Here is a 22,278-nt window from a genome sequence, read left to right as displayed (position 1 = left end):
GGCGTGGGGCGTGGGGCGTCAGGCGGTGACCGGGACGGGTGCGGCGTCGTCGGCCGGGGCGGTCTCGGGCGCCGGGGCGACCGGGTGGCGCTCGCGGGTCGACCACAGCACCGACAGAGTGGCCAGCAGTACCAGGCAGGAGCCGAGCATGTGTGTGCCGACCAGGAACGCCGGCACATGGGTGAAGTACTGCACGAAGCCGATCACCCCCTGGCCCAGCTCCACGGCGACCAGGACGATCGCGGCACGGGTCGCTCGCCGCGCACCGACGGCGCGGAACGCGAAGATCAACGCCACTGAGAGGCCGATCAGCAGGAAGACGCCGTCCGCGTGCACCTGCGAGATCGACTCCGGGTCCAGGCCATTGCGGGCCGCGCCGTGGTCACCGGCGTGCGGGCCGCTGCCGGTGACCCAGGTGCCGATGACCAGCACCGCGATGGCGACGCCGGTGGTGATCCGAGCCAGCGCGCGCAGCGGTGCGGGCACCACGGCCACGGTCGGGCCGTCGGGGTCGCCGATGCGCCGCCAGAGGGCGTACGCGGCGGCGATCACGGCCATCGAGGCGAGGAAGTGCAGTCCGACCACCCACGGGTTGAGGTGGGTGAGCACGGTGATGCCACCGATCACCCCCTGTGCGGGGACGCCCAGGAAGACCGCGACGGACAGCGCCAGCAGCCCAGGTCGGCGCGGCCGGTGCGTCAGCACCGCCAGCACGGTGGCCAGAGCGATCAGGCCCACGGCGAAGCCCAACATCCGGTTGCCGAATTCGATCACCCCGTGCACGCCCAACTCGGACGAGGTGACGTACGAATCGTCGGTGCACCGGGGCCAGGTGGGGCAACCGAGGCCCGAAGCGGTCAGGCGGACGGCCCCGCCGGTGACGACGACGCCCACGTTCGCGATGATCGAGGCGAGCGCGAGACGGCGCAGCAGGGTGCCGGAGACCGGACGGACGATTCGGTTCACGGCGCAAATCCTACGCACCGTAGTGATCGAGGTTCGTCCGACTCCGTCGGCTCGGTGGTTCGGATCACCGGGGCCCGGGTTTGCGGCCCTCCGGGTAATTACGTAACGTTGGCGTTGTGAAAAACGCGGCGGCGCTCTCCGGGCACCAGTCGACGGCCGGTCCGGCCGTCGGCGCGTCCGCGTCCGCGCCCGTCGTGACCACGTCGGCGGCGCTCGGTGCCGCCACGGCGGCCGAGATCTCCACCCGCGACCGGGTCACCCAGCTGCTGCTGGAGCGGGGGGCCACCACCGCCGCGCAGCTCGGTGCGGCGCTCGGGCTCAGCCCGGCGGCGATCCGCCGGCACCTCGACGCGATGCTCGCCGAGGGTGACGTCTACGCACGCGAGCAGTCCGTGCAGGGCAGCCGCGGTCGGGGGCGCCCGGCCAAGGTGTTCATGCTGACCGAGGCCGGCCGGGTTCGCTGTGGCACCCATCACTACGACAACATGGCCACCGCCGCGTTGCGGTGGATCGCCCGCAGCGGCGGCTCGGACGCGGTCGAGGCGTTCGCCACCGAGCAGGTGTCCGCCCTGGAATCGCGCTGTCGGGCGGCCATGGAGGACGCCGGCGACGACCCCCTCGCACGAGCCGAGGCACTCGCCGCGGCGCTCACCGCCGAGGGTTACGCTGCCAACGCGACCACGATCGCCTCCGGCGGTCAGCTCTGCCAGCATCATTGCCCGGTGGCGCACGTGGCCGCCGAGTTCCCTCAGCTGTGCGAGGCCGAGACGGCGGTCATCTCCCGTCTGGTCGGCACCCACGTGCAGCGCCTGGCCACCATCGCGCACGGCGACGGGGTGTGCACCACGCACATTCCGAGTCAGCCGGGGCGTGCTCAATCCGGTAATCCCGTCACCACTGTGAGGACAGATAGATGACCGAGCAGATCGTCCAGCCCCTGACCCAGGAAGAGCAGCTCGCCGCCCTGGGTCGGTACGAGTACGGCTGGTCCGACCCGGACGCCGCCGGGGCGGTCGCCCAGCGCGGCATCAACGAGGCTGTGGTGCGGGACATCTCGGCCAAGAAGAACGAGCCGGAGTGGATGCTCGACCTGCGGCTGAAGGGTCTGCGGCTGTTCGGCCGTAAGCCGATGCCGGCCTGGGGCGCGGACCTCACCGGGATCGACTTCGACAACATCAAGTACTTCGTGCGGTCGACCGAGAAGCAGGCCACCAGCTGGGAGGACCTGCCCGAGGACATCAAGAACACCTACGACCGGCTGGGCATCCCCGAGGCGGAGAAGCAGCGACTGGTCGCCGGTGTCGCGGCGCAGTACGAGTCCGAGGTCGTCTACCACAAGATCCGCGAGGACCTTGAGGAGCAGGGTGTCCTCTTCCTGGACACCGACACGGCGCTGCGCGAGCACGAGGACGTCTTCAAGGAGTACTTCGGCACGGTGATCCCGGTGGGCGACAACAAGTTCGCCGCCCTGAACACCTCCGTGTGGTCCGGTGGCTCGTTCATCTACGTGCCGAAGGGTGTGCACGTGGAGATCCCGCTGCAGGCCTACTTCCGGATCAACACGGAGAACATGGGCCAGTTCGAGCGGACGCTGATCATCGTCGACGAGGGTGCGTACGTGCACTACGTCGAGGGCTGCACCGCGCCGCTCTACTCCTCCGACTCGCTGCACAGCGCGGTCGTGGAGATCATCGTCAAGAAGAACGCGCGCTGCCGCTACACGACCATCCAAAACTGGTCGAACAACGTCTACAACCTGGTCACCAAGCGCGCCGTCTGCCACGAGGGCGCGACCATGGAGTGGGTCGACGGCAACATCGGCTCCAAGGTGACCATGAAGTACCCGGCGGTCTACATGACCGGTGAGCACGCCAAGGGCGAGGTGCTCTCGGTGGCGATGGCCGGCGAGGGTCAGCACCAGGACGCCGGCGCCAAGATGGTGCACGCCGCACCGCACACCTCCTCGACCATCGTGTCGAAGTCGATCGCCCGGGGCGGCGGCCGCACCTCGTACCGGGGTCTGGTGCAGGTGCTGGAGGGCTCGCACCACAGCCGCAGCACGGTCAAGTGCGACGCGCTGCTGGTCGACACCATCTCCCGCTCGGACACCTACCCGTACGTCGACATCCGTGAGGACGACGTGTCGATGGGGCACGAGGCGACCGTCTCCAAGATCAGTGACGACCAGCTCTTCTACCTGATGAGCCGGGGCCTGAGCGAGGACGAGGCGATGGCCATGATCGTGCGCGGCTTCATCGAGCCGATCGCCAAGGAGCTCCCGATGGAGTACGCCCTGGAGCTCAACCGTCTGATCGAGCTGCAGATGGAGGGCGCGGTCGGCTGACGCCGCCGCTCCCGTGTGGCGGGCCGGGAACGCTGGCCCGCCACACCAGGACCCAACCTCGTCGTCACGGAACAGACAGACCAAGGAAGAAATGACTACCCAGGCTTCCGCGCCGCCCAGCACCAAGTCGCAGGCGCTGCGCTCGTACGACGTCGCTGACTTCCCGGCCCTCACCGGCCTGGAGGAGGAGTGGCGCTTCACCCCGCTCAAGCGCCTCCGCGGCCTGCTCGACGGCGCCGTCACCGACGAGTCGGCACACTGGCCGGCCTACGACCACGGTCAACTGCCCGCCGGGGTCACGGTCGGCAGCCTGGCGAAGGACGACCCGCGCCGGGGCAGTGTGCTGATCCCGGTGGACCGGGTCAGCGCCCGCGCCTACGGCGAGGCCGACCTTGGCACGCTGGTGCAGGTTGCCCGGGAAGCGGTGGTCGCCGAGCCGGCGATCATCACGGTGCAGGGCGGCCCCTCCGACGTGGTGGCCTTCGCGCACACGTTCATCGAGGTCGGCGCGCTGTCCGAGTCGGTCATCGTCCTGCAGCACGTCGGCAGCGGCACCCTGGCGGACAACGTCGAGGTCGCCGTGGCCGACGGCGCGAAGCTGACGCTGGTCACGGTCGCCGACTGGGCCGACGACGCGGTCCAGGCCCAGCACCTGAAGATCAAGCTGGGCCGGGACGCCAAGGTCATCCACATCCAGGTCTCCCTGGGTGGCGACCTGGTCCGGCAGTTCACCAGCGTGGAGTACACCGGCCGGGGTGGCGAGGCCGAGCTGTACGGCGTCTACTTCGCTGACTCCGGTCAGCACCTGGAGCACCGGCAGTTGGTCGACCACACCGTTCCGGACTGCCGCAGCTACGTCGGCTACCGGGGTGCTCTGCAGGGCGAGAGCGCGCACACCGTCTGGGTGGGTGACGTGCTGATCCGGGCCGAGGCGACCGGCACCGACACGTACGAGATCAACCGGAACCTGCTCCTCACCGACGGCGCGCGGGCGGACTCCGTACCCAATCTGGAGATCGAGACCGGCGAGATCGCCGGCGCCGGTCACGCCAGCGCGACCGGCCGCTTCGACGACGAGCAGCTGTTCTACCTGATGGCGCGCGGTATCCCGGAGAGCGAAGCCCGCCGCCTGGTGGTCCGCGGCTTCTTCGCCGAGCTGATCAACAAGATCCCGGTGGAGTCGCTGCGCGAGCGCCTCGGCGACGCGATCGAGGCCCGGCTCGCCAAGGCCGGCGCCTGATGATCCGCATCTGCTCCACCGAGGACGTGCCGAAGGGCACCGCGATCAGCGCGGACGTCGACGGCACCCCGATCGCCCTGGTGCACGGCGAGGACGGCAACTTCTACGCCGCCTACGACGAGTGCTCGCACGCCTCGGTCGCCCTCTCCGAGGGCGAGGTCGACGGCTGCACGCTGGAGTGCTGGTTGCACGGCTCGCGCTTCGACCTGCGCACCGGCGAACCGAGCGGCCTGCCCGCCACCGAACCCGTACCCGTCTACCCCGTCGAAGTCCGCGACGGCGACATCTACCTCAGCCTGACGCCGAGTAATGGAGTGACCCGATAATGAGCACCCTGGAGATCCGCGACCTGAAGGTGTCGGTCAAGCTGCCCGAGGGTGAGCTCAAGCCGATCCTGGCCGGCGTCGACCTGACCGTGAAGTCCGGTGAGACCCACGCGATCATGGGCCCGAACGGCTCCGGCAAGTCCACCCTGGCGTACTCGATCGCCGGTCACCCCAAGTACGAGATCACCGGCGGCACGGTGACCCTCGACGGCGAGGACGTGCTGGCCATGACGGTCGACGAGCGCGCCCGCGCCGGCCTCTTCCTGGCCATGCAGTACCCGGTCGAGGTGCCCGGCGTCTCGGTGGCCAACTTCCTGCGCACCGCGAAGACCGCCATCGACGGGGAAGCGCCGAAGCTGCGCACCTGGGGCGGCGAGCTGCGCGGCGCCATGGAGCGCCTGCAGATGGACCCGGCGTTCGCCCAGCGCAACGTCAACGAGGGCTTCTCCGGCGGTGAGAAGAAGCGGCACGAGATCGTCCAACTGGAGTTGCTCAAGCCGAAGATCGCGATCCTCGACGAGACCGACTCCGGCCTCGACGTGGACGCGCTGCGCGTGGTCAGCGAGGGCGTCAACCGGGTTCGGGACACCGGGGACACCGGCGTGCTGCTGATCACCCACTACACCCGGATCCTGCGCTACATCAAGCCGGACTTCGTGCACGTCTTCGTGGCCGGCCGGATCGTCGAGCAGGGCGGCCCGGAGCTGGCCGACAAGCTTGAGGCCGAGGGCTACGAGCGGTACGCCGCCGGGGCCGGCACGGCCAAGGCCTGAGCGAGAGAGGCGCTGCCGAGATGACCAGCATCGCGATCCCAGCCGGCATGCCACAGTACGACGACGTGCCGCGTTTCGACGTCGTCCGGGTGCGCGCCGACTTCCCGATCCTGTCCCGGGAGATCAACGGGCACCCGCTGGTCTACCTCGACAGCGCCAACACCTCGCACAAACCTCGACAGGTGCTCGACGTGCTCGACGAGCACTACGCGCGGCACAACGCCAACGTGTCGCGTTCCGTGCACACGCTGGGCACCGAGGCCACCGAGGCGTACGAGGGGGCGCGGGCCAAGGTCGCCGCGTTCATCAACGCGCCGAGCCCGGACGAGGTGGTGTTCACGAAGAACTCCACCGAGGCGATCAACATCGTGGCGTACGCGTTCTCCAACGCCTCCCTGCGCCCGGACGGTGACCCCCGGTTCCGGCTGGGCCCCGGCGACGAGGTGGTGATCTCCGAGATGGAGCACCACTCCAACATCGTCCCGTGGCAGCTGCTCTGCGAACGGACCGGCGCGACCCTGCGCTGGTTCCCCGTCACCGATCAGGGCCGGCTGGACGAGTCGGGCCTGGACGACCTGGTCACCGAACGAACGAAGATCGTCTCGCTGGTGCACGTGTCGAACATCCTCGGCACGGTCAACGCCACCTCGCGCATCACCGCGCGGGTCCGCGAGGTGGGGGCCCTGCTGCTGCTGGACTGCTCGCAGTCGGTGCCGCACCTGCCGATGGACGTGGTCGACCTGGACGCCGACTACATCGTCTTCACCGGTCACAAGATGCTCGGCCCGACCGGTATCGGTGTGCTCTGGGGCCGGGGCGAGCTGCTGGCGGCCATGCCTCCGGTCTTCGGCGGCGGCTCGATGATCGAGACGGTCACCATGGCCCGCTCGACGTTCGCCGCGCCACCGGCCCGGTTCGAGGCCGGCACCCCTCCGATCGCCGAGGCGGTCGCGCTCGGCGCGGCGGTCGACTACCTGAACGGCGTCGGGATGCGGGCCATCCAGTGGCACGAGAAGGAGCTGACGGCGTACGCGCTGGACGCCTTCGCGACGGTGCCGGACCTGCGGATCTTCGGCCCGGCCGTGCCGGTCGGCCGGGGCGGCACCATCTCGTTCGCGCTGGGTGACGTGCACCCGCACGACGTGGGCCAGGTGCTCGACTCGCTCGGGGTGCAGGTGCGGGTGGGTCACCACTGTGCCAAGCCGGTGTGCAGCCGGTTCGGCGTGCCGGCGATGACCCGGGCCTCGTTCTACCTCTACACGACCACCGAGGAGATCGACGCTCTGGTGGGCGGTCTGGAGCAGGTGCGGAAGGTGTTCGACTGATGGTGCAACTCGACCAGCTCTACCAGGAGATCATCCTGGACCACTACAAGCGCCCACACGGGCGTGGCCTGCGTGATGCCGACGACTCGGGTGACCAGGTCGCGGAGGCGCACCACGTCAACCCGACCTGCGGTGACGAGGTCACCGTCCGGGTGGCCACCGACGGCACGGTGCTGCACGACATCTCGTACGACGGGATGGGCTGCTCGATCAGCCAGGCCTCGGCGAGCGTGCTGCACGAACTGCTGCGCGGTCGGAACGCCGGGGAAGCGTTCGAGGTGCACGAGGCGTTCGTGGAGTTGATGTCCGGACGTGGCCAGGTCACGCCGGACGAGGACGTGCTCGGTGACGGGGTGGCTTTCGCGGGTGTGGCCCGCTACCCCGCCCGGGTCAAGTGCGCGCTGCTGCCGTGGATGGCGTTCAAGGACGCCGCGGCACGCGCCGGTGTGGGCGTGAGCCCGGAGGTAAAGGCATGAGCGAGCGTCAGCGAGCGAATCATTGTTGCAGCGCGATGGTGCCTCGTGGCGTCATGAAGCGAAGCGGAGGAACGTCATGAGCAGCGAGAACACGGCTACCGCAGCAACGCCGGAGGCCGGTGACGCCGTCGTGGCGCAGACCGACGCCGTGGCGCCCGAGGGTGTGACGCCCGACGGCGTCGCGACGCCCGAGGCCGCCACCCCGGCCGGCGGCGTCAGCAAGGCCATGATCGCCGACATCGAGGAGGCGATGAAGGACGTCGTCGACCCCGAGCTCGGCATCAACGTGGTCGACCTGGGCCTGGTGTACGGCGTGCACGTCGACGACGAGAACGTCGCCACCCTGGACATGACGCTCACCTCGGCGGCCTGTCCGCTGACCGACGTCATCGAGGACCAGACCCGACAGGCGCTCACCACCGGTCCCGGCGGCGGCCTCGTCAACGACATCCGGATCAACTGGGTGTGGCTTCCGCCGTGGGGCCCGGACAAGATCACCGATGAGGGTCGGGACCAGCTCCGTTCCCTCGGCTTCAACGTCTGAGTCGACCTGGTCGGCTCTGCCCGTCGAGCGCGACACCCCAACCGGGGCGTCGCGCTCGATGCTTTTCACGCCTCGATGCTTTCCGCGCCTCGATGCTTTCCGCGCCTCGACCGCCGCGCCTGACCGTGCCCCGTGCCCCGTGCCCCGTGCCCCGTGCCCCGTGCCCCGTGCCCCAAGATCGTGCTCGATCCAGGATCGAGTGGCATCGACAAGTCAGTGAGACCACTACTTCCTTGATCGAGCACGATCTTGGCGTGGGGCGTGGGGCGTGGGGCGTGGGGCGTGGGGCGTGGGGCGTGGGGCGTGGGGCGTGGGGCGTGGGGCATGAGGCGTGGGCCGCGACGCGCGCGGGGCGGGGCGTGAGGCGTGGGCCGCGGCGCGCGCCGGGCGCGGGGCGGGGCGTGGGTGTGGGGTGCGGGGCAATGCGTGGGGCGCGGGGGTGTGGCAGGCCCGTCAGGCCAGTTGGGGTGATCGAGTCGGGCGGGGCCCGCGCGGCGGTTGAGGCGGGCGTGATCGACACGAGGTCGCCGATGTGGGGGTGTCGCGCTGTCCGGATGCCCCCACCTCGGCGAACTGGTGTCGATCATGGCGACGGAGCGGGCGCAGGGCGGGCGCGGAGCGGGCGCGGAGCGGGCGCGGGGCGGGGGAAAACTGGTGGCGAGGGTGCGGCCTCGACGGCCAGGATGACGGGGTGATTGAGGCGTACCCGAAGCAGGTTCCTGTCCGTGCGGCCACCGCCGTGCGTCGACAGCGCGCCGTGCCCGGGGTCGCTTCGATCCGGCACCCGTCGTCGTGAGCGGCGCGTTCCTCGCCGGTCTCGTCGCCGGCTACGGCGTCGCCATCCCGGTCGGCGCGATCGCGGTGCTCGTCCTGGGGCTCAGTGCCCGTACCTCGTTCCGGGTCGGCGCGGCCGGAGCACTTGGCGTCGCCACCGCCGACGGCCTGTACGCGGCGGTCGCCGCCGTCGGCGGCGCAGCGGTGGTTGGCATCGTCGAACCGGTGTCCGGGCCACTGCGGGTGACGGCCGCGGCGGTGCTGCTCGCGCTCGCCGCGCACGGTGCGTGGCGCGCGCTGCGGCCCCGGCCGGTGACCGGTGCGCGGCCCCGACGCGGCTTGGACACCCCGCTGCGCGCCTTCGTGGGCATCCTCGCGCTGACCCTGCTCAATCCGGCGACGGTGGTCTACTTCACCGCCCTGGTGCTGGGGCGGGGTGACGCGGCGGACTCGACGTGGTCGACCACCGCACTGTTCGTGGTCGGTGCCTTCGTGGCCTCGGCGAGCTGGCAGCTTCTCATCGCCGGCGGCGGCACGCTGGTCGGTCGGGCACTCACCAGCCCCCGAGGCCGCCTCGTCACCGCCCTGGCTTCCAGCACCCTGATCGCCGCTCTGGCCCTGGCCCTGCTCTGACCGGTCGAACCCAGGTGCTGCCAACCTCATGATCACTGCGGCGGAGGGGTCCGGGGGTGGGACTGGGTCGGGGTGCCCGGGTGCCGTAGGTTCGGGGGATGTCCAGCCGACCCGCTGCCGGTGGTGGCCGCTGGGTGGAGGTCGATCCGCACCGTCTCGGGCGTTGGGTCGACGGCTTCGCCGAACGGCACGGTCCGCCCGTGGTGACCCTCGAGGGGTACGGGCTGCTGCTGACCGCCCCTGACGACGCCACCGCGGAGCTGCACGCCCCGCCCGGTGCGCCCGTCGATGGGGAGCTGGCGGGGTTCGTTGCCGCCGCCGCCGCGCCGCGTCGGATCGGGCTGCTGCTGGCCCGTAAGAGCGCAGTGGCGTTCGGGGTGGCCGCAGGGGCTGACCTGGTGGTCTCCAAGGTGGACAGCAGTTACGTGCAGGGGCGTACCGCCGCGGGCGGCTGGTCCCAGCACCGCTTCGCCCGCCGGCGCGACAACCAGGCGAAGGCGGCTCTCGGTGACGCGGTCGAGCTGGCGATACGGCTGCTGCTGCCGCAGGCCAACACCCTTGACGCCGTGGTGGCTGGCGGTGACCGGCGTACGGTGGACGGCATTCTCGCCGACCGACGACTGGCCCCGCTCGCGGCTCTACGGGCCAAACGGCTGCTCGATGTGCCGGAGCCGCGGCACGCCGTGCTGGTCGCCGCGGTGGCTGCGGCCCGGGCGGTCCACGTCCTGGTCCGCGATCCCGTCCCGGGCAGCAGCCGACCTCTGTGACTGGGCCCCCTGACCACCCACCTGCCCGACCCCGGCGGGCCGGAGGTGAGGCGCCGCTTCGACGCGCCGGAACTGGCCGTACGGCAGCCCAGCGCGGTGTCGACAGTGACCCGGAAGGGGAAGTTGGCGCATCGTCGTACCTGACGAATGGAGTATGAGCGGGTGGAGTTTCTTGTCGACATGGTGACGACGGTGCCGGACGGCACATCCGAGGACGAGGTCGCCGACATGCGCAGGCGTGAGGCAGCGCGCTCGGCCGAGCTGACGGCGCAGGGCAGCCTCCTGCGCCTGTGGCGGCCGCCGCTGGCACCGGGGGAGTGGCGTACGTGGGGGCTCTTCCGCGCCGACGACGCGGATCACCTGGAAGCGGCTCTCGCGTCGATGCCGCTGCGCGCCTGGCGGCGCGAGACCGTCACTCCGTTGACACCGCACCCGAACGACCCCGGTCAGCCGCCCCGATAGCCCGAGCCGCGATCGCCGCCGGCCAGCTCCACCGACCTGACCAGGGAGATCATCATGTCCAGTACCGAGGCTCAGATCCTGCGTACCGTCCTCGACCAGTGGCGGTCCGCGGTCGACGCCCACGAGCCGGATCGCGTCGCGTCGCTCTTCACCGACGATGCGATCTTCCAGGGTCTGCACCCGTACACCGTCGGCCGTGACGGCGTCGCCGCGTACTACGCCGCGCAGCCGCTCGGCCTGACCGCCACGTACGCCATCCGGGAGACCCGACGCCTCGCCGCCGACGTGGTCCTCGGCTATCTGGAGGTGGAGTTCGGCTTCACCGACCGGCCGGCGCTGACCGTCCACCTCGGCGTGCTCGTGCGGCGCGTCGACGGCACCTGGCTCATCGGTCACTACCAGGTCTCGCGGCTCGGCTGACGGGTCGACCTGAGCAGGCGCACGGCGTCGGGGGCACCCGGATCCCCGGCGCGCGCAGTGGCACCGCGCCTGGTGCCTGAGCACGACAGACAGAGACGCCCCGACGGTCCCTGGTGCCCGTCGGGGCGCTCGTGCCGGCGTGCCGGTGTGGTCAGAGCTGGTCGGTGCCGAAGGTGTCGCAGGTCTTCGGGTCTCCACGGTCGTAGCCCTGCTGGAACCAGCGTTGCCGCTGCGCGGAGGTGCCGTGGGTGAACTGGTCGGGGTTGACCTGCCCACCGGAGCGTTCCTGGATGCTGTCGTCACCGATCGCCTCGGCGGCCTGCACCGCTTCGCTGATGTCGCTCGCGGTGATCGACTTGAACAGCGGCTCCTGGCCGGTCTTGTCCTTGCTCTCGGTGGCGTGCTTCGCCCAGGCGCCGGCGTAGCAGTCGGCCTGCAACTCCAGCCGTACCGAGGCGGAGCGGGGACCACTCTGGTCGCCCTGACCGGCCTTCTCGTTGGTGCCGAGCAGGTTCTGGATGTGGTGACCGTACTCGTGGGCGAGCACGTAGGGCTGGGCGAACTCGCCCTTGGCGCCGAACCGGGAGGCCAGCTCGTCGTAGAAGCTCAGGTCGATGTACACCTTCCGGTCGGCCGGGCAGTAGAACGGGCCGACACCCGAGTCGGCCTGGCCGCAGCCGGTGTTCACGGCGGCCTGGAAGAAGTCGGTGACGGTCGGCTCGTACTTGCCGTTGCCCAACTCCGGGTACGCCTCCTGCCAGTAGGCCTGGATGCTGTTGACGTAGAGCGCGTTGCGGCAGCGCAGATCTTCGAGGTGCTGGGGGTTGCTGGTCGCGCACACCTCCTTCAGGTCGGTGCCGCCGGCCTGGCCCGTGTCGTCGCCGTTGGTCATGGCGTTGAGGCCGAAGCCACCGCCGAGCAGCGCGACGAGCACGGCCACCACGATGCCGACGATGCCGCCCCGACCGCCGCCACCGGGGATCGGGATGCCGAGTCCGCCGCCAGATCCACCACCTCGACCCACGTCGTTGACCTGTGAGGTGTCGATTTCGGCCCGCTCGTTGAGTTCCATGGTGACCCCGATCGCCGTATGCCGATAAATGTCGTCTATGTGTCGTTTCGTTGCGTTAGTGCCGGACGGGGTCCGGACAGCGGTTCCGGTACCCGATGATCTTGATTGGTAATCCGGGCGGCCCACTCGGCGGCGCCCGGTACACTTGTCGGGTGCTGCGCTGCGAAGGCTGAACCGCCCCGCGCCGTCGGGCCCCTAGGGCCCGCCGGCCGTTTCGCGTGCCCCGAGTCAGCCTTCCAGACCCCGAGAGCGAGCCCGAAAACATGATCACTGCCACCGGCCTGGAACTGCGTGCCGGTTCCCGGATCCTGCTGTCCGACACCACCCTGCGCGTGCAGCCCGGTGACCGGATCGGCCTGGTCGGTCGCAACGGTGCCGGCAAGACCACCACGCTGAAGGTGCTCGCCGGCGAGGGGCAGCCATACTCCGGCCAGATCGACCAGCGCAGCGCCATCGGCTACCTCCCGCAGGACCCGCGCACCGGCGACCTCGAGGTGACCGGCCGCGACCGGGTGCTCTCGGCCCGGGGCCTGGACGTGCTGATGGCGCAGATGCAGGAGATCGAGGCCCGGCTCGCCGAGGACGCCAACGAGAAGCTGGTTCGTCGGTACGGCGCGCTGGAGGACCAGTTCGCCGCCCTGGGCGGGTACGCCGCCGAGGCTGAGGCCGCCCGGATCTGCGCCAATCTCGGCCTACCGGACCGGGCGCTCGCGCAGACCATCGGCACCCTCTCCGGCGGTCAGCGTCGGCGCATCGAACTGGCCCGGATCCTGTTCCGCGACGCGGGCGAGAACGGCGGCGGCATCCTGCTGCTCGACGAGCCGACCAACCACCTCGACGCCGACTCGATCACCTGGCTGCGCGGCTTCCTCGCCAACCACAAGGGCGGCCTGATCGTGATCTCCCACGACGGCGCACTGCTGGAGTCGGTGGTCAACAAGGTCTGGTTCCTCGACGCCACCCGGTCCGTGGTCGACGTGTACAACCTGGGCTGGAAGGCGTACCTGGAGGCGCGCGAGACCGACGAGCGGCGCCGCCGCCGGGAGCGGGCCAACGCGGAGAAGAAGGCCGGCGCGTTGATGGCGCAGGCCGACAAGATGCGGGCCAAGGCGACCAAGACCGTGGCCGCGCAGAACATGGCCCGCCGCGCCGAGAAGCTGATTTCCGGCCTGGAGGAGGTCCGGGTCGCCGACCGGGTGGCCAAGGTGCGGTTCCCCAACCCCGCGCCGTGTGGCAAGACGCCGCTGACCGCGACCGGCCTGTCCAAGTCGTACGGCTCGCTGGAGATCTTCACCGACGTCAACGTCGCGGTGGACCGGGGCTCCCGGGTGGCCATCCTCGGGCTCAACGGCGCCGGCAAGACGACCCTGCTGCGGATGCTCGGCGGGCTGCTCACTCCGGACACCGGCGAGGTGCACGCGGGTCACGGCCTGCGGCTGGGCTACTACGCCCAGGAGCACGAGACGCTGGACGTGGAGCGGACCGTGCTGGAGAACATGCGCGCCGCAGCCGTGGAGCAGTCCGACACCGACCTGCGCAAGATCCTCGGCGCGTTCCTCTTCTCCGGTGACGACGTGAACAAGCCGGCGGGTGTGCTCTCCGGTGGCGAGAAGACCCGGCTGGCACTGTCCACCCTGGTCTGCTCCGGAGCGAACGTGCTGCTGCTCGACGAGCCGACGAACAACCTCGACCCGGTCAGCCGTGAGCAGGTCCTCGACGCCATCGCCAACTACCCGGGCGCGATCGTCCTGGTCACCCACGACCCGGGCGCGGTGCTGGCGCTCAAGCCGGACCGCGCCATCCTGCTGCCCGACGGCGACGAGGATGCCTGGAGCGACGACCTTCTCGAATTGGTCGAGCTGGCCTGATCACTTCCGGACGGCTGCTCGGCGGTTCGCCGGCGTCCGTCGGGGTCGGCTCGCCCCTGCTTAGCCGAACAGGTCGACCAGCCGGCCGAGCACGCCGGAGCTCACCAGGATCACCAATCCGATGGCGATGAAGATCGTCGGCACCAACCAGTGACCGGCGCGCTCGACCAGCCGGACCACCCTCCGGTGCCCGCCCAGCCAGGCCCCGACGGCACACCACAGCGCGATGAGCAGCACGAAGACCAGGAGGAACACCGCGCTGTCGGCCACGCCGAGGGCACGGAAGACGGGGACGTAGACGGCCACGTTGTCGGCGCCGTTCGCGATCGTCACCCCGGCGACGCCGAGCATCCCGGTGACGACCGTTGGCGAATCGTCGTCGTCGGTGCGCCGGAGCGCGCGTACGCCCAGCGCGATCGGCAGCAGGCCGAGTAGCCCCGTCCACGGGTCCGGCACCACCAGCAGCCCGGCGGCGACCACCGCGCTGGCCAGCGCGAGGGCACCGATGCCGAGGTACTGGCCGGCGACGATCTGCCAGGTGCGGGGTCGGCCGGTGGTGCGGGCCGCGACGAAGAACAGCGTCAGCAGGACGATGTCGTCGATGTCGGTGGCGGCGAAGACCACGGCCGCTGCGGCCGCGCTGCCGAACAGGTCGATCACGACCGAAGGTTACGGGCCGACGGCAGCCGCCAGCACCCGGCGGTGGTACGCCCGGACGCAGCGCCGGGGCCGATCGCCAGGCTCACTCTATCGGGAAGCTGACATTGCATAGCGTGTCGGTTGGCGAAGAGTTGATATCTGGCGCATGATCGTTCGAGGCGGTCTAATAGGTGGGACCGTATCCGAACCGCACAGTCTGGGACGTGAGGACACAGCATGGCAGCCACTGGCACAGCCACCAGCACTGAGAAAGGTCGCCGGATCGTCGGAGCCGAGCGTCAGACGCTCGCCAAGGACCTGGTAAAGCGGTACACCTCGGGGGAGAGCATCCGCGCGTTGGCGGCCTCGACCGGCCGTTCCTACGGGTTCATCCACCGAGTGCTCACCGAGTCAGGGGTGCAGCTGCGTCAGCGCGGCGGTGCCCGGCGCCGCAAGAAGGCGTGACCCGCCCCCCAGCGTCGTCCACCAGCGCCACACCCCAGGTCGCCCGGTGACCGCCGAGGCGACCGGGGTTCGGCTGAGCTGCGACGGGCCGGTTGCCACTGTGACGTTGTGCCGGCCCGACGTGCTCAATGCTCAGACGCCCGCCATGTGGCGGGCGATGAGCGACTTCTCCCGCGATCTGCCCGGCGACGTGCGGGTGGTGGTGGTCCGGGGTGCGGGGCGTGCGTTCTCCGCCGGTCTCGACCTCGCGGTGGCTGGTGCTTCCGGCCCCGGCTCCTTCGCGGAGCTGGCCACCCTGCCCGAGCAGGAGTGCGCCGAGCGCATCGCGGAGTTCCAGGCTGGCTTCACCTGGCTGCACCGGCCGGACGTCATCTCCGTCGCGGCCGTGCAGGGCCACGCGATCGGTGCTGGCTTCCAGCTCGCGCTCGCCTGTGACCTGCGAGTGCTCTCTGCGGACGCGAAGCTGTCGATGGCTGAGGTGACCCTGGGCCTGGTGCCCGATCTGGCCGGCACGAAGCGCCTCGTCGAGTTGGTCGGCTACGCGCGGGCGTTGGAGATCTGCGCGACCGGCCGCCGGTTGGACGCCGCCGAGGCGGACCGGATCGGGTTGGCGACCCTGGTCGTGCCACCAACCGAACTGGATGGCGCGGTCCGGGACCTGACCGCCGGTCTGCTCGCGGGGGCTCGCGACGCCGTGGTGGAGATCAAGGCGTTGCTCGCGGGCGCCACGGGACGCTCGCACGCCGATCAGCAGCGCGCCGAGCGGGAGGCGCAGACCCGCCGGCTGCGCGACCTGGCTGGCCGGGGAGAATAGGTAAGGACCGTACGGGAAGATCCGGGTTACGACCGAGGTTGTCACAGTCGTCGGGAGAATTGACCTGACGGTGCAGTCTGCCCGATGACCCGGAGGTGAGCGGTGTCCAACCCGATGTCCGGCGGAGGCATGGCCGGGTGGAGCATGCTCCGGTCGATGCGCAACAGCGACGAGGTCTCCACCCACCGCCTGAAGCGCGGGGTCGCGCGACGGATCGTGGCCTTCGCCCAGCCCTACCGGCGCGACATCGTCGTCTTCCTGGCGACCGTCGTCCTGGCCGCCATCATCGGCGTGGCCACACCGGTGCTCGCCGGCGACGTGATCAACGCGATCAACCGGGGAGGCGCCGAGGCCGGCCGACTCGTGGTGCGGCTGGCCCTGTTCATCGCCGCGCTGGCGGTCGCCGACGCACTGCTCTCGCTGGCGCAGAGGTGGTATTCCGCCCGGATCGGCGAGGGCATCATCTTCAACCTGCGCACCCGGGTCTACGACCACGTGCAGCGGATGCCGCTGCAGTTCTTCACGCGTACCCAGACCGGTGCCCTGGTCAGCAGGCTCAACAACGACGTGCTCGGCGCCCAGCGGGCGTTCACCTCGACCCTGTCCGGTGTGGTCAGCAACGTCATCCAACTGGTGCTGACCGCGGCGGTGATGTTCACCCTCTCCTGGCAGATCACCGCGCTCTCGCTGGTGCTGTTGCCGATCTTCATCATTCCGGCCCGCCGGGTCGGTCGGCGGCTGGCCGACATCACCCGCGAGTCGTACAACCTCGACGCCAAGATGAACACGACCATGACCGAGCGGTTCGGGGTGGCCGGTGCGCTGCTGGTGAAGCTCTTCGGCCAGCCCGAGATCGAGGCCCAGAGGTTCGCCGTCCGGGCCGAGCGGGTCCGCGACATCGGCATCCAGTCCGCGATGTACTCCCGCACGTTCTTCGTGGCGATGCTGCTGGTCGCCTCCCTGGCGCAGGCGCTCACCTACGGCCTCGGTGGCTGGCTCGCCGTGACCGGCGGCGTCAGCGCGGGCACCGTGGTGACACTCGCGCTGCTGCTCACCCGCCTCTACGGTCCGCTGACCGCGCTCTCCAACGTCCGGGTGGACGTGATGAGCGCGCTGGTCTCCTTCGACCGGGTCTTCGAGGTGCTCGACCTCAAGCCGGGCATCGTGGAGAAGCCCGACGCGGTGTCGGTGCCCCGGGGCGCCGGCCGGGTCGACTTCCGCGACGTGCGTTTCCGCTACCCGAGCGCCGCGGAGATCTCCCTCGCCTCTCTGGAGGAGGTCGCCACACTCGACCGGACGGTCAACGAACCGGTGCTCAAGGGGGTCTCGTTCAGCGTGGAGCCCGGGCAGATGGTGGCGCTGGTCGGTCCGTCCGGTGCCGGCAAGTCGACGCTGTCGATGCTCATCTCCCGGATCTACGACGTCACCGAAGGGCAGGTGCTGGTCGGTGGCGTGGACGTACGCGACGCGACGCTCGCGTCGCTGCGTGACGAGATCGGGGTGGTGACCCAGGATTCGCACCTGTTCCACGAGACGATCGCCGAGAACCTGCGTTACGCCAAGCCGGACGCCACCGACGACGAGATCTGGGCCGCGTTGGCCGGCGCACAGGTGGCCGACCTGGTCCGTGCGCTGCCCGACGGGCTGGACACCACCGTCGGAGAGCGTGGCTACCGGTTCTCCGGTGGCGAGAAGCAGCGCATCGCGATTGCCCGGCTGCTGCTCAAGGCACCGTCGATCGTGATCCTCGACGAGGCGACCGCACACCTGGATTCGGAGAGCGAGGCGGCGGTGCAACGGGCGCTGTCGGTGGCGCTGGCCGGGCGAACCGCCCTGGTGATCGCACACCGGCTGTCCACCGTGCGCGACGCCGACCAGATCCTGGTCCTCGACGGCGGGCGGATCGTCGAGCGGGGGCGGCACGACGAGCTGGTGGCCATCGGTGGGCTCTACGCCGAGCTGTACCGGACCCAGTTCGCGGTCGCCGACTCGCCCACCCCGTTCGTCGACGCGACCGGCCCCGAGCCGGTGGTCATGCCGCTGGGCACCTACCACGCGGACGAGGTGCTGCCGCCGGCCGCCGCCAACTGACGGCCGGCAGCGGGCTGCCTCGGATCAGTCGGCCACGAAGGCGGCGATCGTGCGGGCCAACGGTGTGCAGGCGAACAATCCGTACGCCGCGGCGAGAGCGGTGGTGGCGACGCACCAGCGGTACAGCTTCGCCGGGCAGCCGCGCCGTGCCGTCATCAGCGCACCGACTCCGACGGCCGCGAGCAGGATGCCGGGCACCGGCCCGAGCAGGGTGATGAAGAAACCGGGGACGCCGAGCAGCCAACCCGGCACGATCCACGTCCAGGTCGGCGGGTATGACCGGGGTGCCCACAGGTAGGGGATGACGGCCGCGGCGAGGTAGGCCGCCACGACGTACAACTGGACGGCGACGAGCGATCGGATCGGCCCGGTGGACGGCTGGGCGCGACGGCTCTCGTAGGCTCGATCCTCGGTGGTGCCTGCGGGTGCATCCGTCATGGTCGCTCCAGTGCCGGGGCCGGTTCGCGGATCAGGGTAGGTACGCCGGTGCCGCGGGACAAGCCTGTCGGGGCTCGCCGGTCAGCTCGCCACCGCCCGCAACTCGGCGAACGCGAGGCCCAGTGTGCGCGGGGTGAAGTGCGCGTTCAGGCCGCTCGGGTTGGGCAGCACCCACAGCCGGGCGCCGGCCAGCGCCTCCGGTTGCGGCCCGAAGGTGGCCTTCGGCCGGCGAAAACCGATCCGGTACGCGGTCACCCCCACCACCGCCACCCAGCGCGGGCGGTACCGGGCCACCTTGGCGGTCAGGATCGCGGCGCCATCGAGTAGTTCCTCGCTGCTCAGCTCGTCCGCGCGGGCGCTGGCCCGGGCGGCCATGTTGGTGATGCCGAGCCCGAGGGCGGGCAGCTCACCCTGCTCGCTCGGGTGCAGCAGCCGGGGAGTGAACCCGCCCTGGTGCAGCGCGGGCCAGAACCGGTTGCCGGGCCGCGCGAAGTGCCAGCCGGTCGCCGCCGACCAGAGCCCCGGGTTGATGCCCACGAAGAGCACCGCCAACCCCGGCGCGAGGACGTCGGGAATGGTGCGGTCCGCGGCCGCGACCAACTCCGCCGGGGTCGGCCGCGGATGGTCACCAGCAGCACGGGCCGGCCGGATCGGGTCGGACCTCACCGCACGGGTGCGCCGGGCCGGGCCGGGCGTCGTCGCGCGGGCATTCCTGGCCGGGTCGGGTGTCACAGTCCGCGCAGCGCGCCGCCGTCGACCGGCAGGGTGAGACCGGTCAGGTAGCTCGCGGCGGGGGAGAGCACGAACGCGGCCACCCGGCCGAACTCGGCCGGGTCGCCGATGCGGCGCAGCGGAATGCCGGCCTCTGCCTCGGCGCGGGCGCGTTCCGGGTCGCCGGTCGCCGCGAAGAGCTCCCGGTTGCGGTCGGTCAGGATCCGGCCGGGCAGCAGGCCGACCACCCGGACACCACGGGGGCCGTAGTCGTCGGCGATGTCCTTGGCGGCTCCGACCAGGCCGGGTCGTAGACCGTTGGAGATGCCGAGGCCGGGCACCGGGCCTCTGGCCGAGGTGGAGAGCACCAGCCCGATCGCACCGCCTTCGGGCAGCGCGCCGGCGATCGTGCGGACGGCGCGGATCGTGCCCAGGAAGACGGTCTCGAAGGAGAGCCGCCACTGCTCGTCGGTGATCGCCGCGGCGTTGCCGGCCGGTGGCCCGCCGACCGAGATCAGTGCGCCGTCGAGTCGACCGAAGTGCTGCCGGGCGGCGGCGACGAGCTGCCCCGGGGTCTCCGGATCGGCCAGGTCGGCGGTCAGCCCGACGGCGTGCTCCGGGCCGCCGAGCCGTTGCACGGCGGCGGCCACGGCGTCCGGATCCCGGGCCGAGAGCACCACCCGCGCCCCGTCAGCGACCAGGCACTGCGCGGTCGCGTAGCCCAGGCCTCGGGAAGCGCCAGTGAGGACGTACACGCGGTCGGTCAGTCCGAGATCCATGACGCCGATCCTGCCGTATCCGGTGGGCCGTCGTCACCAACGGGGGGCACCGTCGATGGACGCGGAGCGGGGCGCAGCAGGCGTACCCGGCCGGCGATCTGCGCCGCGACGGCGCCGCCGGCGCGGCCCACCGCCGGCAACCGGCGGGGACGCGGCGCCGAAAGCCCGTCGTAACGCAGGCGTGCCTCCCGGACGGCCAGCTCCTCGGCTGCCGCCGGGGGCAGCGCGTGCCGGTCGTGCAGCGCGCGGGCAAGGTCCCAACCGTCGCGTAGCGACCCGGCGGTAGGTCGTCGGGCGGCCCAGCCGGCGAAGGTCGTCGTCCACCCGGCGCCGAGGCCGGCGGCGAGCAGTGGCCAGTGCCGCGCCACCTCGCCGGCACGTTTGCGAAGCAGGGCCGCCCGGGTGGCGGCCAACTGGGCCGGTGCGAACCCCGGCGGTGGCGGCCCGCCGGCGACCAGCGTCGCGACCAGCGCCGCCTGCCGCTCGGCGAGCCCAGTGAGATCGCCGGGTGGCTGCGTGCCGTCGCGGGCGTCGGTCATGTCACGGCCGGGAAGCCCGCGGCCGTCGCCAGGGCGTCCAGCTCGGCGCGCAGCTCGGCCGCCGGCGGGTAGTGGCCGTCGCGTTCCAGCAGCAGCGCGGGTGGTCGCTGCCGGGCGCAGAGCGCGCCGACCAGGTCCAGCACCGCCGTCGGCACCGGGTCGGTGTGGGTGTCGTGATAGAAGCCGCCGTGCTCGGCGCCGCCGGCCACGTGGGCGTACGCGACCCGCTCCAGCGGCAGACGGTCCAGCAACGCGAGCGGGTCGGCGCCCCGGTTGCGGGCGTTGGCGTGCACGTTGGCGACGTCCAACAGCAGCAGTGCCCCGGTCCGGTCGAGGATCTCGGTGAGGAAGTCCGCCTCGTCCAACTCGTCGTCGGGCCAGTCGACCAACGCCGCGATCGGTTCCAGCGCGAGCGGCACCGGCAACTCGGCCTGTGCCCGCGCCACGTTGGCGCAGACCGCGTCGACCGCCTGCCGACTGCGCGGCAGCGGTAGCAGGTGCCCGGCCTCCAGGCCGCCGGCCCGGACGAACGCGATGTGTTCGCTGACCAGCGGTGCGTCGACGCGTTGCGCCACGGTGGCCAGGTGGGCGACCCGCGCCGGGTCGACCGGCTCGGCGCCGCCGAGGGAGAGCCGCACCCCGTGCGGTACGACCGTCACCGCGCGCTCGCGTAGCTGCGCCAGGCCTGGTGGGAGTGGCCCGGTGGCGGGCACCGCCTCGGCCACCACCTCGACGAAGCGCAGCCCGGGCAGCTCGGCCACGAAGCCGGCGATTTCCGGCCGCCAGCCGATGCCGACTCCGGACGGACCGGTCATCCGCCGCACCCCCCGCCGCCGCCGCAGCCGCCACCTCCGCCGCAGGAACTGCCGCCGTCTCCACCGGAGCTGTCGCCTCCGCCACCGGACGATCCGTCGGAGCCGCCGCTCCAACCGCCGCTGCTGGAGATGGCCTGGCGCTGGATCTCAGCCTGGTCGGCGAAGCCCGGGTCGAGTGCCCAGAGCGAGGCGGTGCCGAACAGGGCCACGCCCATCGCCGCGCCGGCCGCTCCGTAGGTGGCGTAGGCGGGCGCGGAGGCCGGGGCGAGGTGGGTGTGCTGGCGGCGGACGGCACGCAGCGCGGTGCGACCGGCCCGGGTGCGTACGGGTACCCGGCCCAGCAGCAGCGTGGCGCCCAGCAGCGCGACAAAGGTGAGCAGCAGGTAGCCCACCGGGCGATCGTTGGAGAGGCCGGAGAACAGCCGGAGCCCGCCGAGGCCCAGCAGGGCCAGCATGATCTTGTGCCAGAAGCGGGCGCGCTCGCGCTGGGTGTCGTTCGTCAGCAGACCGCGCTGCTCCAGGCCGTTGCGAAGCTGGTCGAGCGCGGTGCGTACGCGGGAGTCCTGTGGCAGCTCCCGGACCCGAGCGTGCTGGTGGGCGGCCCAGTGGATGGCCTGGTCCAGTGGGGTGAGCCCGGTCGGTGCGGCACCGACGGTGGTCAACCGGTGGTCCGGGCGCACGGCGATCGCGCCGCTGCCCCGCAGCCCGCCGAGTGCGGCGTGCACGGCGAGTTGGGGCCCACCGTTGAGGTAGGCGACCTGCTGTGGCCCGAGCGGGTCGAGTGTGGTGTGCCCCGAGACGGCCAGCAGGCGGATCCGGTAGTACACCCCGATCGCCACGACCACTGCGGCCGCCACGAGGTAGTACCGGAGGAAGGTCGGGCCGGAGATGCCCCAGGTGTCGCCGGACGCGGCGTTCACGATCATCGACTGCTCCTGTCACCGGAGGGATCGGCGGCCCCATTGTGGAGCAGCCTCGCCACGGTCGACCGACCGGT

At 71.3% G+C, this 22,278-nt stretch carries 25 protein-coding genes; 16 read left to right on the top strand and 9 right to left on the bottom strand.

Features of this window, described 5'->3' with window-relative positions:
• Positions 1 to 18: 18 nt before the first annotated feature.
• A complete protein-coding gene (locus C7C45_RS30385) occupies positions 19 to 984 on the bottom strand; it encodes a COX15/CtaA family protein (RefSeq protein WP_167454876.1) in 966 nt (321 codons plus the stop codon).
• Between the two features lie 98 nt (positions 985 to 1,082).
• On the opposite strand from C7C45_RS30385, the gene C7C45_RS30380 reads away from it, so the two are divergent.
• The 12 genes from C7C45_RS30380 to C7C45_RS30325 all read left to right on the top strand — a co-directional run bounded on the left by C7C45_RS30380 (position 1,083) and on the right by C7C45_RS30325 (position 11,050).
• A complete protein-coding gene (locus C7C45_RS30380) occupies positions 1,083 to 1,883 on the top strand; it encodes a helix-turn-helix transcriptional regulator (RefSeq protein WP_425271186.1) in 801 nt (266 codons plus the stop codon).
• The gene (sufB, locus tag C7C45_RS30375; protein ID WP_030337321.1) at positions 1,880 to 3,310 is read left to right on the top strand and encodes a Fe-S cluster assembly protein SufB; all 1,431 of its coding nucleotides are present in this window, start codon (positions 1,880 to 1,882) and stop codon (positions 3,308 to 3,310) included. The genes C7C45_RS30380 and sufB overlap by 4 nt, the downstream gene beginning before the upstream one ends.
• A gap of 91 nt (positions 3,311 to 3,401) precedes the next feature.
• The gene (sufD, locus tag C7C45_RS30370) at positions 3,402 to 4,550 is read left to right on the top strand and encodes a Fe-S cluster assembly protein SufD (RefSeq protein WP_110567874.1); all 1,149 of its coding nucleotides are present in this window, start codon (positions 3,402 to 3,404) and stop codon (positions 4,548 to 4,550) included.
• Positions 4,550 to 4,876: a non-heme iron oxygenase ferredoxin subunit gene (locus C7C45_RS30365; RefSeq protein WP_110567872.1), complete on the top strand. Its 327-nt coding sequence runs from the start codon at positions 4,550 to 4,552 to the stop codon at positions 4,874 to 4,876. Before sufD ends, C7C45_RS30365 begins: the two co-directional genes overlap by 1 nt.
• Complete coding sequence (gene sufC / locus C7C45_RS30360) at positions 4,876 to 5,649, top strand: Fe-S cluster assembly ATPase SufC (RefSeq protein WP_007462702.1); 774 nt, start codon at positions 4,876 to 4,878, stop codon at positions 5,647 to 5,649. The genes C7C45_RS30365 and sufC overlap by 1 nt, the downstream gene beginning before the upstream one ends.
• A gap of 20 nt (positions 5,650 to 5,669) precedes the next feature.
• Entirely contained in the window at positions 5,670 to 6,974 is a 1,305-nt protein-coding gene (locus tag C7C45_RS30355) for a cysteine desulfurase (RefSeq protein WP_110567870.1), read from the top strand.
• Positions 6,975 to 6,976: 2 nt separating this feature from the next.
• A complete protein-coding gene (gene sufU, locus C7C45_RS30350) occupies positions 6,977 to 7,450 on the top strand; it encodes a Fe-S cluster assembly sulfur transfer protein SufU (protein ID WP_110567897.1) in 474 nt (157 codons plus the stop codon).
• Between the two features lie 76 nt (positions 7,451 to 7,526).
• On the top strand, positions 7,527 to 7,994 hold the full coding sequence (locus C7C45_RS30345) for a metal-sulfur cluster assembly factor (protein ID WP_110567867.1): 468 nt from the start codon (positions 7,527 to 7,529) through the stop codon (positions 7,992 to 7,994).
• 792 nt (positions 7,995 to 8,786) lie between these two features.
• Complete coding sequence (locus C7C45_RS30340; protein WP_110567866.1) at positions 8,787 to 9,401, top strand: LysE family transporter; 615 nt, start codon at positions 8,787 to 8,789, stop codon at positions 9,399 to 9,401.
• 98 nt (positions 9,402 to 9,499) lie between these two features.
• A complete protein-coding gene (locus C7C45_RS30335; RefSeq protein ID WP_110567864.1) occupies positions 9,500 to 10,168 on the top strand; it encodes an acVLRF1 family peptidyl-tRNA hydrolase in 669 nt (222 codons plus the stop codon).
• Between the two features lie 147 nt (positions 10,169 to 10,315).
• The gene (locus tag C7C45_RS30330; protein WP_244200654.1) at positions 10,316 to 10,630 is read left to right on the top strand and encodes a muconolactone Delta-isomerase family protein; all 315 of its coding nucleotides are present in this window, start codon (positions 10,316 to 10,318) and stop codon (positions 10,628 to 10,630) included.
• 54 nt (positions 10,631 to 10,684) lie between these two features.
• Positions 10,685 to 11,050 carry a YybH family protein gene (locus tag C7C45_RS30325; protein WP_110567862.1) on the top strand — a complete coding sequence of 122 codons (366 nt, stop codon included), beginning with the start codon at positions 10,685 to 10,687 and terminating at the stop codon, positions 11,048 to 11,050.
• Positions 11,051 to 11,201: 151 nt separating this feature from the next.
• On the opposite strand, the gene ypfJ is transcribed toward C7C45_RS30325, so the two are convergent.
• Complete coding sequence (ypfJ, locus tag C7C45_RS30320) at positions 11,202 to 12,122, bottom strand: KPN_02809 family neutral zinc metallopeptidase (protein WP_110567860.1); 921 nt, start codon at positions 12,120 to 12,122, stop codon at positions 11,202 to 11,204.
• Between the two features lie 263 nt (positions 12,123 to 12,385).
• On the opposite strand from ypfJ, the gene C7C45_RS30315 reads away from it, so the two are divergent.
• The gene (locus tag C7C45_RS30315; RefSeq protein WP_110567858.1) at positions 12,386 to 13,990 is read left to right on the top strand and encodes an ABC-F family ATP-binding cassette domain-containing protein; all 1,605 of its coding nucleotides are present in this window, start codon (positions 12,386 to 12,388) and stop codon (positions 13,988 to 13,990) included.
• A gap of 60 nt (positions 13,991 to 14,050) precedes the next feature.
• Here the strand turns inward: C7C45_RS30315 and C7C45_RS30310 are convergent, their stop codons facing one another.
• Complete coding sequence (locus C7C45_RS30310; protein ID WP_110567856.1) at positions 14,051 to 14,650, bottom strand: cadmium resistance transporter; 600 nt, start codon at positions 14,648 to 14,650, stop codon at positions 14,051 to 14,053.
• A 216-nt stretch (positions 14,651 to 14,866) separates the two neighbouring features.
• Between C7C45_RS30310 and C7C45_RS30305 the strand changes: the two genes are divergently transcribed.
• From C7C45_RS30305 to C7C45_RS30295, 3 genes are all read left to right on the top strand, one after another.
• Positions 14,867 to 15,094, top strand: coding sequence for a helix-turn-helix domain-containing protein (locus C7C45_RS30305; protein ID WP_007462679.1), 228 nt, complete (start codon positions 14,867 to 14,869; stop codon positions 15,092 to 15,094).
• A 46-nt stretch (positions 15,095 to 15,140) separates the two neighbouring features.
• A complete protein-coding gene (locus C7C45_RS30300; RefSeq protein ID WP_110567854.1) occupies positions 15,141 to 15,908 on the top strand; it encodes an enoyl-CoA hydratase/isomerase family protein in 768 nt (255 codons plus the stop codon).
• A gap of 114 nt (positions 15,909 to 16,022) precedes the next feature.
• Positions 16,023 to 17,999 carry an ABC transporter ATP-binding protein gene (locus C7C45_RS30295; RefSeq protein WP_110567893.1) on the top strand — a complete coding sequence of 659 codons (1,977 nt, stop codon included), beginning with the start codon at positions 16,023 to 16,025 and terminating at the stop codon, positions 17,997 to 17,999.
• A gap of 24 nt (positions 18,000 to 18,023) precedes the next feature.
• On the opposite strand, the gene C7C45_RS30290 is transcribed toward C7C45_RS30295, so the two are convergent.
• The 6 genes from C7C45_RS30290 to C7C45_RS30265 all read right to left on the bottom strand — a co-directional run bounded on the left by C7C45_RS30290 (position 18,024) and on the right by C7C45_RS30265 (position 22,207).
• Positions 18,024 to 18,437, bottom strand: a complete 414-nt coding sequence (locus C7C45_RS30290; RefSeq protein ID WP_110567852.1) for a hypothetical protein — start codon at positions 18,435 to 18,437, stop codon at positions 18,024 to 18,026.
• Between the two features lie 81 nt (positions 18,438 to 18,518).
• Positions 18,519 to 19,103: a G/U mismatch-specific DNA glycosylase gene (mug, locus tag C7C45_RS30285; protein ID WP_244200653.1), complete on the bottom strand. Its 585-nt coding sequence runs from the start codon at positions 19,101 to 19,103 to the stop codon at positions 18,519 to 18,521.
• A gap of 62 nt (positions 19,104 to 19,165) precedes the next feature.
• Positions 19,166 to 19,927 (bottom strand): SDR family oxidoreductase, encoded by a 762-nt coding sequence (locus tag C7C45_RS30280; RefSeq protein ID WP_110567850.1) that lies wholly within the window; start codon positions 19,925 to 19,927, stop codon positions 19,166 to 19,168.
• Positions 19,912 to 20,466 carry an SCO6045 C-terminal-like domain-containing protein gene (locus tag C7C45_RS30275; protein ID WP_244200652.1) on the bottom strand — a complete coding sequence of 185 codons (555 nt, stop codon included), beginning with the start codon at positions 20,464 to 20,466 and terminating at the stop codon, positions 19,912 to 19,914. Before C7C45_RS30275 ends, C7C45_RS30280 begins: the two co-directional genes overlap by 16 nt.
• On the bottom strand, positions 20,463 to 21,281 hold the full coding sequence (locus C7C45_RS30270) for an MbnB/TglH/ChrH family RiPP precursor modification enzyme (RefSeq protein WP_110567889.1): 819 nt from the start codon (positions 21,279 to 21,281) through the stop codon (positions 20,463 to 20,465). Before C7C45_RS30270 ends, C7C45_RS30275 begins: the two co-directional genes overlap by 4 nt.
• On the bottom strand, positions 21,278 to 22,207 hold the full coding sequence (locus C7C45_RS30265) for a TIGR04222 domain-containing membrane protein (protein WP_110567848.1): 930 nt from the start codon (positions 22,205 to 22,207) through the stop codon (positions 21,278 to 21,280). Before C7C45_RS30265 ends, C7C45_RS30270 begins: the two co-directional genes overlap by 4 nt.
• Positions 22,208 to 22,278: the final 71 nt, after the last annotated feature.

It is taken from the genome of Micromonospora arborensis (assembly GCF_003205615.1).
GTDB lineage: Bacteria > Actinomycetota > Actinomycetes > Mycobacteriales > Micromonosporaceae > Micromonospora > Micromonospora arborensis.
Note: the sequence above shows the minus strand (reverse complement) of the source record. Positions and strands in the feature narration are given on the sequence as shown.